At 43.9% G+C, this 17,063-nt stretch carries 13 protein-coding genes and 1 other RNA gene; 6 read left to right on the top strand and 8 right to left on the bottom strand.

The window, feature by feature from the left end; genetic code table 11:
* Positions 1–285 precede the first annotated feature (285 nt).
* Positions 286–2,034, bottom strand: coding sequence for a TonB-dependent receptor (locus AAAH86_RS00880; protein WP_343485606.1), 1,749 nt, complete (start codon positions 2,032–2,034; stop codon positions 286–288).
* Positions 2,035–2,044: 10 nt separating this feature from the next.
* Positions 2,045–5,062 (bottom strand): tetratricopeptide repeat protein, encoded by a 3,018-nt coding sequence (locus tag AAAH86_RS00875; protein ID WP_343485605.1) that lies wholly within the window; start codon positions 5,060–5,062, stop codon positions 2,045–2,047.
* A gap of 181 nt (positions 5,063–5,243) precedes the next feature.
* On the opposite strand from AAAH86_RS00875, the gene AAAH86_RS00870 reads away from it, so the two are divergent.
* Together AAAH86_RS00870 and AAAH86_RS00865 are read left to right on the top strand one after the other, a co-directional pair.
* Positions 5,244–5,927: an ATP-binding cassette domain-containing protein gene (locus AAAH86_RS00870; RefSeq protein WP_343485604.1), complete on the top strand. Its 684-nt coding sequence runs from the start codon at positions 5,244–5,246 to the stop codon at positions 5,925–5,927.
* 74 nt (positions 5,928–6,001) lie between these two features.
* Complete coding sequence (locus tag AAAH86_RS00865; protein WP_343485603.1) at positions 6,002–6,760, top strand: ROK family protein; 759 nt, start codon at positions 6,002–6,004, stop codon at positions 6,758–6,760.
* 110 nt (positions 6,761–6,870) lie between these two features.
* Here the strand turns inward: AAAH86_RS00865 and typA are convergent, their stop codons facing one another.
* The gene (typA, locus tag AAAH86_RS00860; RefSeq protein WP_343485602.1) at positions 6,871–8,664 is read right to left on the bottom strand and encodes a translational GTPase TypA; all 1,794 of its coding nucleotides are present in this window, start codon (positions 8,662–8,664) and stop codon (positions 6,871–6,873) included.
* An 86-nt stretch (positions 8,665–8,750) separates the two neighbouring features.
* On the opposite strand from typA, the gene kdsA reads away from it, so the two are divergent.
* Positions 8,751–9,569 (top strand): 3-deoxy-8-phosphooctulonate synthase, encoded by an 819-nt coding sequence (gene kdsA / locus AAAH86_RS00855; protein WP_343485601.1) that lies wholly within the window; start codon positions 8,751–8,753, stop codon positions 9,567–9,569.
* Positions 9,570–9,583: 14 nt separating this feature from the next.
* Here the strand turns inward: kdsA and AAAH86_RS00850 are convergent, their stop codons facing one another.
* Positions 9,584–9,952, bottom strand: coding sequence for a DUF1801 domain-containing protein (locus tag AAAH86_RS00850; protein WP_343485600.1), 369 nt, complete (start codon positions 9,950–9,952; stop codon positions 9,584–9,586).
* Between the two features lie 113 nt (positions 9,953–10,065).
* Here AAAH86_RS00850 and AAAH86_RS00845 point away from each other — a divergent pair, with 113 nt between their 5' ends.
* Entirely contained in the window at positions 10,066–11,181 is a 1,116-nt protein-coding gene (locus AAAH86_RS00845) for an Sb-PDE family phosphodiesterase (RefSeq protein WP_343485599.1), read from the top strand.
* On the opposite strand, the gene AAAH86_RS00840 is transcribed toward AAAH86_RS00845, so the two are convergent.
* Positions 11,172–12,380, bottom strand: a complete 1,209-nt coding sequence (locus AAAH86_RS00840; protein ID WP_343485598.1) for an NAD(P)-dependent oxidoreductase — start codon at positions 12,378–12,380, stop codon at positions 11,172–11,174. The two genes, AAAH86_RS00845 and AAAH86_RS00840, sit on opposite strands and share 10 nt — an antisense overlap.
* Positions 12,381–12,732: 352 nt before the next feature.
* On the opposite strand from AAAH86_RS00840, the gene ssrA reads away from it, so the two are divergent.
* Together ssrA and AAAH86_RS00830 are read left to right on the top strand one after the other, a co-directional pair.
* Positions 12,733–13,133: a transfer-messenger RNA gene (gene ssrA, locus AAAH86_RS00835) on the top strand.
* A gap of 19 nt (positions 13,134–13,152) precedes the next feature.
* Entirely contained in the window at positions 13,153–14,565 is a 1,413-nt protein-coding gene (locus tag AAAH86_RS00830) for an exonuclease domain-containing protein (protein ID WP_343485597.1), read from the top strand.
* A gap of 116 nt (positions 14,566–14,681) precedes the next feature.
* Here the strand turns inward: AAAH86_RS00830 and AAAH86_RS00825 are convergent, their stop codons facing one another.
* The 3 genes from AAAH86_RS00825 to AAAH86_RS00815 all read right to left on the bottom strand — a co-directional run bounded on the left by AAAH86_RS00825 (position 14,682) and on the right by AAAH86_RS00815 (position 17,034).
* Positions 14,682–14,864 (bottom strand): hypothetical protein, encoded by a 183-nt coding sequence (locus AAAH86_RS00825; protein WP_343485596.1) that lies wholly within the window; start codon positions 14,862–14,864, stop codon positions 14,682–14,684.
* 84 nt (positions 14,865–14,948) lie between these two features.
* Positions 14,949–15,734, bottom strand: coding sequence for an aldose 1-epimerase (locus AAAH86_RS00820; RefSeq protein ID WP_343485595.1), 786 nt, complete (start codon positions 15,732–15,734; stop codon positions 14,949–14,951).
* A 1-nt stretch (position 15,735) separates the two neighbouring features.
* Positions 15,736–17,034 carry a M20/M25/M40 family metallo-hydrolase gene (locus AAAH86_RS00815; RefSeq protein ID WP_343485594.1) on the bottom strand — a complete coding sequence of 433 codons (1,299 nt, stop codon included), beginning with the start codon at positions 17,032–17,034 and terminating at the stop codon, positions 15,736–15,738.
* Positions 17,035–17,063: the final 29 nt, after the last annotated feature.

The raw sequence follows: 17,063 nt of genomic DNA, 5'->3' as shown, positions 1-17,063 counted from the left end.
TTGGAATTTGGTACTTGGAGTTTGGAATTTTTATCTGACACTAATTTTCACGAATTTCCTTTGTACTTGATGCTTGAGTTTGAACTTGGGCTTTGAAGATTTTTTCGCAGAGTTGCTCAGAGATGCGCAAAGTTTCACAGAGAAGGCGTTCAATCATTCGTCATTCTACATTCGTATCTAATACTTCTAGCTTCAAAAGACACGAATTGCACAAATTATCACGGATTGAATTTGAGTTTGTGTTTGATACTTGAGTTTGTATTTGATACTTGAGTATGTGTTTGACTAGAAATCAAATTTGTAAGTAGCCCCTGCCAAAACCTGGAAGCTTTGCACCCTGAAATTGGCCCATCGCTGGTAATTGTTGTTCGCAATGTTGGAAGCCCTTGCAAAAATTGACAACTGTTCATTGAAACGATACCCCACATGAGCATTGGCATCAAAAAAACCATCTAAAGTGACAATCGTTGACGGAAACAGGTTTGGTGGTGTATTGGCCTGTGCGGTAGCATCCAAATCATCACGCTCTCCCACGTAAAACAGATTGGCGCCCATAAACCACTGGTCTCCAATTTGATAATCCATAAAGAGCGAGCCTTTGATACTGGGCAGGTTCCAAGCAGGATTGTCTGTCTCCGTGTCGTAATCATAAAATTCCGCATTGATGCCCAAAGAAAAGTTGCGGTTCACATCAATGTTCAGTTCACCAAAAACACCCAAGGTCTTAAGGTCATCGTAGAAGACTTGAAATGAATTTCCGAAAATGTAGCCTTTCTCATCATTGCGGGTCTCATTCTGTGGATTCAACAAAAACAGTGGTCTTCTATTTTCAGCCGTATAAGATCCTTTGACGTTGTAGCCCACATTTGAAAATAATTGTCCTTTCAGACCTAAATAACCTTCGTATTGCTGATCCGTGGGCTGAATGGTCAATGTCGGTGAAACATAGGGATTCTCATCAACAAAACCGTGATAAGAATTCTGCCGCAACTCACCCTCAACACCTCCGTAGGCAATCACGGTCTCATCAACCAGTCGATAGGAACCAGTCACCGCAGGATAGATAAAAAAGTTGCTGTCGCTATCTTCTATATCTTGACCATAGACCAAATTGGCGCCCAAGTTCAGGGTCAGGTCGTCACGCAATATCAAAAGACTTGGGTTCACCCCTACTTGAAAGTGGCCATAGTCAATTCCTGCGGTATTTTCAGTGTTGTTCAAATCTGCGTTGGAAAAGCTTCCGCCCACGTAATCAAATTTGGCCTTGATGGTGACGAGTTCTTGGGTAACGGGCAGCTCGAATGTGGGTTGCAAAATGGCGCGGTTCTCTCCAGACTCCACAGCATCCCAAAAACGGCGAACCTTAAGTTGCCCTTCCTTAAAAAAGGAATCTTCAAGATTGATATGCGCATTGGCCTCCGCAGTGAAATAATTCTGTGTTTCATCGATTGCGGTTACCACTGCATCGGCAAACTCACCATTTTCGATACCGTACCAATTGTACAGTTGGTGTTGCAGGCCAATGCCAGCGCCCCATTCCATATCGCGTTCTTTCTTGGCATAAGACACATCCAATTTTGAATTGTAAAAATCGGCATCGAGCGGTGTGCTCTCAATATCGCCCCGTGATGAATGGTGGCTCAAACCGATATCCAACAAATTCTCACCGCGCCCAAACTCACGACTCGTATAAAAATCGACCAAGGCGTTATTGAAATTTCCGAGCCCGATAGAGGCCGAAGAATTGTACAGCGTAGGCGGGGGCGTACGTTCTACCCGCTCTGCCTTTGCCTTGGCAGGCGTATAGGTTGAAGCCACAGGGGCCGAAAAGATGCTGTACTCAATTTTTTTCTTCTGCAGTACAATGGAATCGTTCAGGTTTGGTGACCTTTTGACCTTGAAGGCATCTGAAACCGTAGGGGAATACGGTTTCACGACCGTTACCGTTTCAGTGCCAATATCATCGGTCTCTTGGGCCTGTGCCCACCCCAAAAAAAGGCTCAAAATCAAAAATATAGTGATGTGCTTACACATGGTGTTCTCGTTAATTTCCGTTGGTATCGATTGATGAATTACGTTCCGCTTCGCGGGATTTTATGATGGAAAGCTCTCCCCTAGCCTCTGCCACGATTTCAGGATGGTCTGAAAAATTCTCGATGACACTTTCCAAAATATACGTGGCTTGAAAGGCATCGTCCAACATATAAAAGTTCTTGGCCATGATAATGAGTCCTTTACCACCCCATTCTTTATAAGCAGCGTAATCTTTCGCCAGCTTTTGAACTGAGGTGTTCGAAGCCTCAAAATCACCATTTTTGTGCTTGAAGTATGCATCATAATACCATGCTTCGGCAGCAGTAGCACCCGTTGCAATTTTCTTGACTTCGGCAAAAGCGGTCTCTGCCAATTGTTCATTGCCTGTTTCAATGGCAGACCGGGCAATCATGATTTGGGCATCACTTCTGATGCGGTTATCAATCTTTGGTGCCGAAAGCACCTTTTCGGCATAGATAATGGTGTTTTGATAGTCTTTCTGCTCGTAATAGCCCTTCATCAGGTTTGACTGTGCAAAAGTTCGGTTTTGGTCAATATCAGCTATACTTTCCAATCGCTTCAAATAAGGTAAAGCCGTTTGATATTCCTTTTTGCCCACATATATTTCGCAGACCCGTGTTAAAGCCTGCTCTGTATACTCACCAGCACCGCTTTCAGCAACCACTTTGAAATTGGTTAGGGCTTTTTCTTTTGCTCCTTTTGCAAAGTACAGTTGTGCCAAATTGAAATTGGCTTCCAGCGCTTCCAATCCGTTCGGGAATTCCCGTAGGTATTCCTCATAGCCACGAATGGCAGCATCGGTGTTGCCCTCAGCATATTTTTTGTTCGCCGCCTCGTAGGTGGCTTGGTCTAATTCGGTGTCGGTCACCTCAACAAAATCAAGCCCTTTGACCCAATTGGCATATTCGCCGACACGCCCCAAGTCAACATACACCAATTTGGCCGTGGCCACAGCTTGTTTGGCCTCTGGGGTTTTGGGATACTTATCAACCACTTCCTTTAGTTTGCCCAAAGCACGTTCGTTGCGACTGGCATTGTAATGCACCAGCCCTTGCCTCAACATGGCGCGGGGTGCGAATTTGCTTCGACTGTATTCGTTGATCAATTGGTCATAGGTCTGTAGGCCTTGGGTCTCGTTGTCAGCTTTCACATAGGTATTGCCCAATTCAAAGTAGGCATCATCGCGCAAAGTTGATTTTGGATAACGCTGTAGAAATTCGTTCAGTCCGTCAATTTTGGCCGAAGTATTGCCCAAAAAGCCTTGGCTCAATGCCTTTTGAAAAGCTGCATAATCACGTTCTGGACCGTTCATCTTTGATGCCTCGTCATAAGCAGCAATGGCCGGGCTGTATTGACTGGTCACAAAATAACTGTCTGCCAATCGCATATAGCTATCAGTGCGTATGTCATCATCAGAGGTAGCAGCCATACCTTTAAAATAGCCAATGGCATCACCGTAATCCTTCAACTTAAAATGACTGTAACCCAAATTGTAATCTACATCGGCATATTCTTCGGTGTTTTTGGCCGCACTGTTCCGCTTGAATTTTTCAAATCCGGAAAGGGCATCTTGAAAGCGGTTCAGTCTGTAATCTGATTCAGCCTTCCAATACAGGGCCCTGGCTTCAAAATTTAAATTGGAAGCTTTTTTCAGGGATTTAGAAAATCGGTCAGCTGCTTCTTCGTAGTCGCCATCCATAAACAACTCCACCCCACGGTAAAAAGCCACTTTTTGATAGGTTTCTGGGCTGGCATAGCTTTCATTCTTTTCCAAAAGTGCCATGGCGCCCTCAAAGTTCTTTGAGGTGATGTACGAATCGACCAATAATTCTTGAATTTCCGTTTGATGTTCATCCTTGGGATATTTTTCCAAGTATGTGGTCATCACCTGCGGAACAGGCTCATAGGCGTTTCCGATTTCATAGCTCAATCGGGCGTAGTTCAGCAGTGCGTCTTTCTCGATTTCTTCATTGAACTCCATTTGGGAAGCATTCCGGAAGGCGTTCAAAGCTTCCTGCTTTTTATCCAACTTCAAATAGCATTCCGCCAAGTGGTAATAGGCATTTTGGGCCACACTGTTCGTGCCGCCGATGATTTTGTTGAACTGCCCAATGGCACTTTCAAAATCGCCCTGTTTGTAATAGCTGTATCCCAACAGATAATAGTCGGTGTTGCTCCATTTACCACGTTTTCCTTTGTACTTTTTTAGGTACGGAATTGCTTTATCGTACTGCTCCAGTTCAAAATAGCTCTCGCCGATGATCTTGTTCAATTCCGACACTTCGCGCCTATCAGATTTTGGCAACTGCCTTTCAGCCATAGCAATGGCCTTTTCAAAATTGCCCGACTTAAAATTGAGGTCTGCTTCGTAGTAGGACAGTTTCTCGTTACGGACCTTGGCATCAGAAATCTGGTCAAAACGGGCGCTGGCCTCATCGTAATCATCTTGTTCATAAGCAATGTAACCCAAGTAATACTTTGCCTGCGAGCCATATTTTTCAGAGTTGCTCACCCGGCTCAGGTAACGCTCTGCTTCTTTTGGATTGTTGGAGGCATAATAAGAATAACCCGTGTTGAAATCAAAACGCTGTTTGTCTTTTCGCGACATGGAGGTTTGGTCCACCTTTTTATACCATTTCAGCGCATAGGGATATTTACCCGTCTCAAAATAGTAATCGGCCACATCCATAAAGGCAGAATTTCTTTTGGTGGATGTTGGGTAACGCTCCACAAAATTTTCCATTGCCTTATCGGCACCGCGCTGGTTCAAGCGAATGGCGGCATTGGCGGCATAATAGGCGCTATTGGCCTCAGTCTCCCCATCTTTGGTGGTAGATTTGACCTTCTCAAAAAGTGCTTGTGCTGCTTGATATTGCCCATTGTTGTACAATGCCAAGGCGTCTTGAAATACTACGTTATCGTGCGAATAAATCTGGGTTTCTTGTGAAAATGCTGAAGAAATAAGTCCAGAAAAGAGAAGAGAAAATAATACGGTGATTCGATTCATAGTGTTCTACGCTGTTCTCGATTGATATATCGATAACGTCAAAATTCAAGCCAAAGTATATTTCTTTTGGTTTCTGGTTGAAAAAATTAGTAGTGTGCGATTCTATCTGAACTTAGTATTTTTGGTGAGGATTTCATTCATGATAACTTGAAATCCGAAACAAAAAACAAGAAACCTTTTCATGTCTGAAACGATTCTGAAATTGCAAGATGTCGCTGTTTTTCAACGTGAGAACCTTATTCTGAACGATATCACCTTTGAAGTGAAAAAGGGCGAGTTTGTGTATATCATCGGGAAAACGGGTAGCGGAAAAAGCAGTTTTATGAAGACCCTTTATGGGGATTTGCCCCTCAAACAGGGTTATGGCCATGTGGTCGACTTTAACCTCAAAACCCTAAAGGAGAAAGACATTCCCTTTCTGCGGCGAAAATTGGGCATTGTTTTTCAAGACTTTAAACTGCTCTCTGACCGCAATGTGCACAACAATCTCAAATTTGTGCTCAAGGCCACGGGATGGAAAGACGCTTCAAAAATGGATACCAAAATTGAGGAAGTTTTGGGCAAGGTCGGTATGCAGACCAAGGGATTCAAGTTTCCACATGAGCTTTCTGGGGGTGAACAGCAGCGTATCGCCATTGCGCGGTCACTTTTGAACGACCCCGAACTCATTTTGGCCGACGAACCCACAGGAAATCTTGATCCTCAGACCAGTGTTGAAGTGATGAAAGTACTTCAGGAAATCAATGAAAGTGGCCGTACCATCATTATGGCAACACATGACTATGCGCTCATATTGAAGTATCCGCATAAGACCATCAAATGCGATGGCAGCCGCATGTTTGAAGTGATACAGAAAGCCGTCTGATAATCTTAATAGCAATACTTTGCTTTATCAAAACTTTTCGTTTCTTTGAAAACCACTAACCAAAAAATCCAGCTATGGAACTTTTAGGCATCGATGTTGGCGGCTCTGGAATAAAGGGTGCGCTTGTGAGTGCTGAAACAGGTGATATGTTGACCGAACGGTTTCGAATTCCTACCCCTTCAAGTAGAAAACCAGACGAAATGGCCCAGGTCATCAAGCAAATCGTAGAACACTTTGATTATAAAGGCCCTGTTGGCTGTGGTTTTCCGACCATCGTCAAAAACGGTATCTGCAAAGCACAAGGAAACCTTCATAAAAGCTGGATAGGCGTAAATGTCGATGAACTTTTGACCTCTGCCACCAATCATGAATTCACGGTACTCAATGACGCTGACGCCGCAGGTTATGCCTCTATGAACTATGGTGTTGGCAAGGGTAAAGATGGTTTGGTCATTATGATTACCGTAGGTACAGGTCTCGGAAGCGGTGCTTTTTTTAATGGAGAACTACTGCCAAATTTTGAATTGGGCCAAATTCCCTATAAAAAGTATAAGAAGATCGAACTCTGGGCAGCTTCTTCTGCCAAAGAGCGAGAAGGGTTGACCTATGAAAAATGGGTCAAACGGTTCAACAAATTCTTGAAATATGTAGAACTCATCGTATCTCCTGATTTGATTATCGTTGGGGGTGGTATCTCAAAAAAATGGAGTGAATATGGCCATCTCATCAATATTGAGACTGATGTTGTCAAGGCAGAGTTGATGAACCACGCGGGTATCATCGGGGCTGCCATTGCCTGTCTCAAAGAGCAACATCACGGACATTTGAGCTAGTTTTTCTACTACTACTGCCCCCTCCTCCCCGATAGCTATCGGTATTAAGGGAGGGGTGTTTACAACCCTGCCTGCTCGTTATACTCGCTGTCCCCTTCAAGGGCACAATTTTACTTGTTTCGCTTACGGTCGACCTCTTTCAAATGAATCTTGCGCAACCTCAAGTGATTGGGCGTCACCTCGACCAACTCGTCTTTCTGGATGTATTCCAAAGCCTCTTCCAAAGAAAACTTGATAGCGGGCACAATCTTGGCCTTGTCATCGGCACCTGCAGAACGCACATTGGAAAGTTTTTTGGTCTTGGTCACGTTTATCGTCATGTCATCTTGACGTGAGTTCTCACCGATAACCTGACCTTCGTAAATATCCTCACCTGGGTCAATGAAAAATTTACCCCGCTCTTGCAATTTATCAATGGAATACGGAATTGCGGTACCGTTTTCCATAGAAACCAAAGAACCATTGATACGACCTGTAATGTCTCCTTTCAAAGGCTGGTATTCCAAAAATCGGTGCGCCATGATGGCTTCGCCCGCCGTGGCGGTCAACAATTGGTTGCGCAATCCGATAATACCGCGCGAGGGAATGATAAACTCACAAACCATTCGTGAACCTTTGGCCTCCATACTGGTCATTTCACCTTTACGGATAGAAACCATCTCTACAGCCTTGCCCGAAACCTCTTCAGGCAAATCAATGGTCAACTGTTCCACAGGCTCACATTTGACACCGTCAATTTCTTTGATGATGACCTGGGGTTGGCCAATCTGAAGTTCATAGCCTTCACGACGCATGGTCTCAATCAGTACGGAAAGGTGCAATACCCCCCGGCCAAAGACCATAAATTTATCAGCACTGTCAGTTTCTTCTACACGAAGTGCCAAGTTTTTTTCCAATTCTTTTTCAAGACGTTCCTTGATGTGGCGTGAGGTCACGAACTTGCCATCTTTTCCAAAGAACGGACTGTCGTTGATCGTGAACAACATGCTCATCGTCGGCTCGTCAATAGCGATTGTCTTCAATGCCTCGGGATTCTCAAAATCGGCAACGGTATCGCCAATCTCAAAATTTTCCATGCCCACGATGGCACAGATGTCGCCTGTTTGAACCTCATCTACTTTTTTTCGGCCCAAGCCATCAAAAACATAGAGTTCTTTGATACGTGATTTTACTGGCTTGCCATCCCTTTTTACCAAGGTCACCTGTTGCCCATCTTTCAAGCTGCCACGCTGCAACCTACCGATGGCAATCCGCCCGGTGAACGATGAAAAATCCAATGAAGTGATCAACATCTGCGTAGAGCCTTCCTCAGGTTTGAATTCAGGCACGTGCTCCAAAACCATATCTAACAAGGGAGAAATATCTTGAGTAGGCTGTTTCCAATCTTCGCTCATCCAACCTTGTTTGGCAGAACCGTACACGGTGGGGAAATCCAACTGCCATTCCTCAGCACCGAGTTCGAACATCAAATCAAAAACCTTTTCATGTACGCTTTCAGGGTCACAGTTTTCTTTATCGACCTTATTAATCACTACGCATGGCTTAATGCCTAAATCAATGGCCTTTTGCAATACGAACCGTGTCTGCGGCATTGGTCCCTCAAAGGCATCTACAAGTAACAGTACCCCATCGACCATGTTCAAAACACGTTCGACCTCACCACCAAAATCGGCGTGTCCGGGCGTGTCAACGATATTAATCTTGGTGTCTTTGTAAACAACCGAAACATTTTTAGAGACAATCGTAATGCCCCGTTCGCGTTCGAGGTCATTGTTATCCAAAATCAAATCACCCTTGTTCTCATTCTCGCGGAACAATTGGCAGTGGTACATGATTTTATCGACCAAGGTAGTCTTGCCGTGGTCAACGTGGGCAATGATGGCAATGTTCTTTATTTTCTGCATGGCCTGAATTTAAGGTCGCAAAGGTACTCTGTTTTTGTTCAATAAAATCATAAGTGCTGAAAAAGTATCTTTGCAAAAATTTCTTTATGAATCTCGCTCAAATTCCTCAAATAAAACACTCTAATAGCAACAATTTCTTTTTGCTCTCAGGCCCATGTGCCATTGAGGGGGAAGAAATGGCCCTGCGAATCGCAGAGCATATCGTCAAAGTGACCGATAAGCTCAAAATTCCGTATGTGTTCAAGGGGAGTTTTAAAAAAGCGAACCGCAGCCGTGTGGACTCTTTCACCGGAATCGGGGACGAAAAAGCGTTGAAAATCCTTAGAAAAGTATCGGAAACGTTTCAAGTGCCCACCATCACCGACATTCACAAAGAATCAGATGCCGCTATGGCCGCCGAGTATGTGGATGTGTTGCAGATACCCGCTTTTTTGGTACGCCAGACCGATTTGGTGGTTGCTGCTGCTGAAACCGGTAAAGTGGTCAATCTGAAAAAAGGGCAGTTTATGAGTCCTGAAAGCATGAAGCATGCAGTAACCAAAGTGACCGACAGCAACAATCAGCAGGTGATGATCACCGAACGCGGTACGATGTTCGGCTATCAAGATATGGTAGTCGATTTTAGGGGAATCCCTACCATGAAACAATATGCGCCCGTTGTTTTGGATGTCACCCACTCATTGCAACAGCCCAACCAAGCCTCGGGGGTCACGGGTGGCCGACCTGCCTTGATCGGTACCATGGCAAAAGCTGGAATCGCCGCCGGAGTCGACGGACTTTTTATGGAAACCCATTTTGACCCTGCCAACGCCAAAAGCGATGGGGCAAATATGTTGGATTTAAATCTGTTGGAAAAATTATTGACCGATTTGGTGGCATTGCGTAGAGTAGCCATAAGCTTATAGCCTAAAGCTTTAAGCTATCGTTTGTAAAACCCTTTGTCTTTTCGTTCGTGCGATTCTTGAAGTACATCTATCAAGATTTCATCATTGATTTCTTCCAATGATCTGTATCTAAGTGATTTGACAACTTTTCTATCTTCGGTAACCATCAATTCGATGTGTTTGGTCAAATGGGCAGAATTCCAAAAAGCGATATCAACATAGCCTTTCTTCGGAACTGAGTTTACGTAGCAAATGGGTTGTTTGCCCGCATAAAAGCACGGTATGTTCCATTTGTATTTCATATCCACATTTGGAATTACAGATTCAATTATGGCCTTAAGGTGCAATAGGATACTACGATACGGTTCTTTTTGACTAAGCATGTATTCTTCGGCGGGGTTCATATTTCAAAAATCGGAAATCCTAAGCAAATTGTTGTTTCTTAACAATTTAAAAAGATACGATTTTCGATAAAATGGAAACATTCCGATATTTTTGGGCAATCAACCTTTCTTCAATGAAAAAGCTACTGTTCGTATATATCCTGATTTCTTGCTCAAGTCTATCTGCCCAGAGCCACTCTCATAAAAGCTCAAGGGCCCTGTCATTTCCAAACATTCCAGGATTTGTCACCTTAAAAACCGATTTGCATCAACATACCGTATTCTCAGATGGCAATGTATGGCCGACCATTAGGGTACAGGAAGCGCTACGCGACAATCTTGATGTGATCTCACTGACCGAACACATAGAATACCAACCCCATTCAGAAGATATTCCCCATCCCGATAGAAACCGTTCATATCAAATTGCTTTAGAAGAAGCCGAAGACCATGAATTGATCATCGTTCATGGAACAGAGATTACAAGACAGGCACCCGCTGGCCATAGCAACGCCATTTTCATATCAGATGTGAACACGCTCATGCAAACTGATTCTGTGGCACAATTTGAGGCAGCCAAAAAGCAGGGCGCCTTTATCTTCTGGAATCACCCCAATTGGTCGGCGCAGTCACCGACGGGCAACCCTATTTTTAGTGATTTCCAAAATGATAGGGTCAAAAGAGGGGAGCTCAATGGTATTGAGGTCATCAATTCTGGATTTTATGACGAGGAATCCTTGGCATTGGCACTCAAGCATAACCTGACCGTCTTGGGCACCAGCGATATTCATGGCTTGATTGATTGGGATTATATTGAAAAAGGACACACAAGGCCCACTACCTTGGTATTTGCTAAAGAGCGTACCAAAGAAAGTTTGAAGGAAGCGTTGTTTTTAGGAAGAACAACTGCTGTTTTCAACGAACTCTTTGTGGGCAAACCTGAATATTTGGTGCCGCTTCTCAAAGCCTGTCTTTCGGTTGAAAGCACTCGGTATTTGGAAAAAACCGAGATTTTAGAATTGACTTTAAAAAACAACTCAAGCAATACCCTTCTTTTTGAAAATGCTATGGACTATACATTCTATGGACATTCCCCAATAGTGGAAATCAAGGGTGGAGAAACCAAGACACTCAATGTGAAAACCTTGGTGAAGCTTAATGCCCTCACATTAAAGTTAAAAGCCATAGGAAGCTATACGGCACCAAAAGAGCACCCTACCGTTGAATGGGAAATCAAGGTTCAGCCATGATCACCGTCCACATAATCCTGTAGATATGCGAAATCTTCAGTTAATTTTCCATTCTTGGTCATAAGGGCCCGTTTGAGAATGCCATCTCTGTCTCCATTGAAAAAAGCGGGAATCACGTGTTTTGAGAACGCCTCACCAAAACCGTTACTGGCATCGCGTGGTAATTCGGCGGGCAGGTTATCAACAGCCATGACCGCAACCGCTTCAGAGTTTTTGAAATCCACTTCCTTTTCTTTCTTTGGATGGTAGCCATAGATTGGGTCGGCGATGGTTGAGGCTCGTATTGTTGTCGCCACCGGCCCGTCAATATCACAACTGATGTCTGCCACAACCTTGATATTAAAATCAGGATGTTTTACATCTTCCCGCGTGTAGAGATACGGAGCACCATCGCCATAAAAATGACCCGCGATGTAGAAGTCGGTCACTTTGGCAAAACGAAAGAAATCCGACACGTATTCTGTTGGATTGTCAAAAAAATCTTGCTGTGATCGCTTTTGGCCATCTTTTCGCATATTGTAATCCAACACATCTATTTGGCAATAGACGGGTTCATCGAAACTTTTGGTCAGATATTGTGTCACAGAAACTTCGCGTAACTCCATGCCGTCCAACATTTCTTTGGCGCCGTTGCCTACCCTTCCTTTTCCGGTCAGTACTATTTTTATATTGGGCAGCCTGATTTTCTGTAATTCAGCAATTAAGGCAGCTTGGTCTTTGAGGGTCAATGCTTTGGGAAGATCAAACTTTTGAGATTTGAGACCGTAAGCACGAATTCCGTTGTACGCCCCGACGATACCCGCATAACGCCCGAAAGCCACTAAACGTTGTCCCTTTCGGTTGGTTATCACCTCATGGTCATATAGTTCGATGTTCTTATCCAAAATGGCCTGCAGCAAATCACGGTTGTACGGCTGTTTTTTGATGGTATGTGAAAAGAAAAAATACTTTTTGTTGGGGATGAGTGCCTCAATGGGCACTTCTTTGACCCCGAGCAAAACATCGCAAGATTGCATATTGGATATGACTTCAACCCCAAGTTCTTGATATTCGGCATCATTAAAAACCCGAATGGGCGAGGATTCGACCTGAATCTCAGCTTCAGGAAACTCTTGCATGACTTCATGGCAGAGCTTGGGGGTCAAAACGACCCTTCTATCAGGTGGGTTCTTGCGTTCTCTAATGATTCCGAACTTCATATTGGTCTGGTATACTTTTTGCCGAATTTAAGAGGATTGGCAGGGATGCACAAACTTTTTATGCATTGCGGCATAATCGGTATCTTTGCCGCCTCTCGCAATAAGCGGGACAGGCTGCGTTAGGGATAGAGGCAAATACCGTGTATGGCCGAAAGCCCGACCGCTGACGATGGCAAGGCCATGTCAGGGGAACGCCCACACTTCGACAGAGTCTATGCTGAGCGTAGCCGAAGTGCTGAGTGTGACATTTGTTCTTTGAAAAGAAAATGAGAACACGGGTTATGAGGTTCTGAAACAAGTTCAGGACATAATTCGACAACGTGTCTGCCTTTGGCAGATGCTGTCTCATTATGGGGCCGACTGGTTTTGACAGCAAGACCAATGGCGATGTAAGCATGCCGAGCTATGGGAATGATGCTCGTAAATGCAATGTCTCACACTTTTAAATGGCGAGTCTAACTACGCTCTTGCCGCGTAATCTGAATTATAGTAGGATTATGCCTCGTCCCGACTAGGTCGGGAAGCGAGATGTTCCTGAATAGCCCTTGTTGACGGCGATTCGTTTAGGAGCACCATAAAGGTCAACATAAGGCTGTTGCTCGCTTTGGCAACAGCACAAAAATGTTAAGAAGCTAAGCTTGTGATAGGCAGTTTTGGGTCGGTCACAGGTCGAAAAACAAACCAAGACTAAGTATGTAGAAAGCATGGTTATTGCTTGTTTGGACGAGGGTTCGAATCCCTCCGGCTCCACAACCCAAAATAATCCCTAATTTTGAGATTATTACTCAAGGTTAGGGATTATTTGTACACCATCATCGACATAGAGACAACGGGCAATGGCATCAGAGGCAACAAAATCACCGAGATTGCCATTTTCAAATTCGATGGTGAAAAGGTAATTGATGAGTTTACCTCGCTGGTGAATCCACAATGCGCAATACCCTATTTTATTACGGGCCTGACGGGAATTGACAATCAAATGGTGGCCCAAGCGCCAACCTTTAGTGAAATCGCACCCAAAATCTTGGAGACAACCCAAGACTGCGTCTTTGTGGCCCATTCGGTCAACTTTGACTATGGCGTCATCAAAGAAGAGTTTCGACAGATCGGAGTTGATTTTGTACGCAAAAAATTGTGCACGGTTCGGCTTTCACGACGATTGATTCCAGGGTTGCGGTCATACAGCTTGGGTAAGCTTTGCTCATCAGTAGGCATTACGATTACAGACCGGCACAGGGCACGGGGCGATGCGCATGCCACCACCACACTATTTAAAGGCCTATTACAAAAACCTGAAGCTGAAAAAATCATTGAGCTATTTTTAAATGGACGAAGCCAAGAAGCCACTTTGCCGCCATTGCTATCGAAAAATAGCATCGCTTCCCTACCCCAAAAACCGGGTGTTTATTATTTCAAAAATGCAGCTGGGCATATCATTTATGTGGGCAAGGCCATCAACATCAAAAAAAGGGTGTTGGGCCACTTTTATGATAAAAGTTCAAAGGAAATTCGCATGTGTCGTGAAATTGCCGGTATTGATTTTGAGCTTTCTGGTAGTGAATTGTTGGCTTTATTGATGGAATCTGAGGCCATTAAAAAACATTTTCCAGAATACAACAGAGCCCAAAAAAGGGTTTCAAAAAGCTATGCCATTTTTAACTATGAGGATAGAAATGGATATATGCATCTGGCCTACGGGCTGACGAACAAAAGTCCGCAGGCCATCAAAATATTCTACAATCAAACAGATTGCCGCACTTTTTTGAAACAGTTGTGTGATGCGTTCGAATTGTGCGAGAAGTATTGCCATCTCAGACAGGTGGCATGTGAACCCCACCTCACAAAATGTTCCGGGGCTTGCCTTAGGCAAGAAACACCATCGGTCTACAATAAAAAAGTTTCTGTTGCGATTCAAGAATCCTCTAAATATAATGCCTCTTTTTACATCAAAGAACACGGCAGAAATGTTGATGAAGATGCGATTGTTTCCATAGTTGATGGTATTTATCAAGGCTATGCCTTTATCCCAAAAGAAATAGAAATCAGCTCCGCTGAGGACATGGAAACACATATAATCCGCCAAAAAAATACCGTTGAAACAGAGAGTATCATTTCAGGTTATTTACTTCGCAATACTTCGGTACAGATTTCTGAAATGGGTCAGACAGTTGAAATTGTAAAATGACGGTAAGTTTGGCGGTCAATCTTTCTTCTTTATTTTTCCGTACATTTTGATAATAAAGAACACCCACACCATAAAGATTACGGCTACCACAATGGAATAAAGCAAGATGAAATCCATTACTTTTTTTGCTTGAAGTAAATCATAAAACCCAGTATGGTCGGTGCCCAGAACGCCACAAAAATGGCATCCATCTTGTTTCCTTTCAGGAAAAGTGCTTCTGAGACGATGATGATGGATATGACCACCAAGAGCATGATACAGTTCATGACCCCAATTCGCTCAATAAAATTTCGGAGCATTTAGTACAAACCTTGTTCAGTACCTCTAAGGTAAGAATAATAACGTTAATATTTATTAAAAAATTGTGATTTCGTTAACAATTTTTAAGATTGAGGTGAAACTGTCAACCTCACCCTGAAAATTTTGGGTTCATCTGAAAGAAATTCGAAGCCTTCGTGTAATTTGTTCTGGGGAACGGCGTAGGGGTAAAAGGAAATAGGCTCGATACAGACCATGTTTCGCACCTCTGTCCAGCACATAAAATGACCAAAACCTTTGGTCTTTATTGTAATGGATTCTTCATCTGTCAATGTGATTTCTTCACAATTGGCAACCTGAAGCGCACGATTGCCCACGGCAAGCACTTCATCCAAAGAAATTTCTCTCTGGCCTGCTTTTATGATGGGATGCTTGGTATATAGTTTAAAAGCCGGATGGTACCCTATCATAAAAGGCATATCCCTTTCCCCAGAAACAGTAAAATTGATTTCAAGCCCTTCTTCATCCAAAGAATACTGCTTTTCAAATTGAAATGTGTACGGCCATATCAACCATTGCCGATCTGACTTTTCGGGATATTTTGAGTTTTTAATGGGTGTTCCTGCCGCATATTCCTTTTTGAACAAAGCCTCTGAAACGGTTGAAGAAACCAATTTGTAATCAAATTGACGGAGATGCCCATGTTGGTCTTGTATCGCATTGCCTTTTGGCACTTGCACTTGAAACCCAGCCTCATTGACCGGACCAATAATCGGAAACATTTCGGTATCGGCACTACTCCACCCCGGGTCACCCTTTTGATGGATAAACTCATGACCATCCACTTGATAACTCACCAATTCACCAGCGTCAATACGAGCTTTTTGGCTATTAAGTTGAAGCGTCACCATGTTATCGCTGATTGATCAATCTATAAATTAGTACCGCGGTTCTTTTGGTTAGGGCTTCAAAAGTCTTCAGATTCACGGTTTCTTCAGGGGTATGTGCCCCCGAACCCATGGTGCCCAAGCCATCAAGACAATCGACATACTCGGCCACAAAAGAAACGTCGGCAGCACCTCTTTTGCCTGGATCGTAAGGCAGCACATCGCCTTGGCCCAAATCGTTGCTGACCTGGTTCAAAGTGTTCAAAAGAGCCATATTGCCATCAGTGGGTTGCATGGCAGGGTAACTGTCGGTAAATGAAATCGCAGCTGTTGTCTTGGGCAGATTATCGGTCACTATCTCACGCATCTTTTCTCGTGCACGTTCTTTTTGTTCTTCAGATATGAACCGAAGTCCACCTCTTGCCATTGCCTTCTGTGCCACGACATTGCCCTTGCCAAAAACCTCACCCTTGCTGGTCTTGGGGTCAAAATCAACAAAAGTGCCGCCCAATAAAACACCTGGATTGAAGGTCAAGAGTTCCTCGCCTTTAACATCGGTATAAAATTGGTGCAGAATGCGTGATAGCTCAAAAATGGCACCGGCACCCACTCTTTCACTGAAAACCCCTGACGAATGTGCACGTTTGCCTTCGACCTCAACGGCCCAGCCCGAAGCACCACGTCTGGCCACAGTGGCATAATTGAATCCTGTTGAGGTTTCAAAACCCAAGGCAACATCACTTCGCTGTGCGGCTTCGATTAAATCTTTTCGACTGATATCCAATGGTTTTCCCGTACTTTCTTCATCACCTGTAAAGGCTACGGTGATTTGGGCATCATTGAGCAAACCGTTTTCGTGTAGGGCCTTGAGTGCATATAAAACCACTACATTGCCCCCTTTCATATCGTTGCCCCCTGGGGCGTGGGCAATGCTATCGTTGATTCTTTCAAACTTTTGAAAGGGACTGTCTTCTTCAAAAACGGTATCCAAATGACCGATAAGCAACAATTTTTTGCCTTTGTTTCCCGAGGTTTCGGCAAATAAGTGGCCTGCACGGTTCATTTCTTCAGGCATTTCTATCCATCGGGCATCAAACCCAACATCCTCAAAAGCATCTGAAAAAACTTGGCCAACTTCTCGCACACCCTTTGCGTTTAGGGTGCCACTATTAATATTGACCACTTGTTCCAAAAAAGCCAGCGCATCTTGGTTGTTCTGTTCGACCGATGCGATGATTTTCTTTTCTGTTCGAGAAAGTTTTTGGGAAAAAAGCTGTGTTGAGATTAAAAAAGCCAGAAAAAAAGTGAAAATAGTTGCTCTCATGGGTAATTGAATTAGTCGAAGAAAGATAC

The sequence above is a fragment of the Allomuricauda sp. d1 genome, assembly GCF_039592695.1.
Lineage (GTDB): Bacteria > Bacteroidota > Bacteroidia > Flavobacteriales > Flavobacteriaceae > Flagellimonas_A.
The sequence above is the reverse complement of the archived record's forward strand: the minus strand, read 5'-3'. Positions and strand labels throughout refer to the sequence as shown.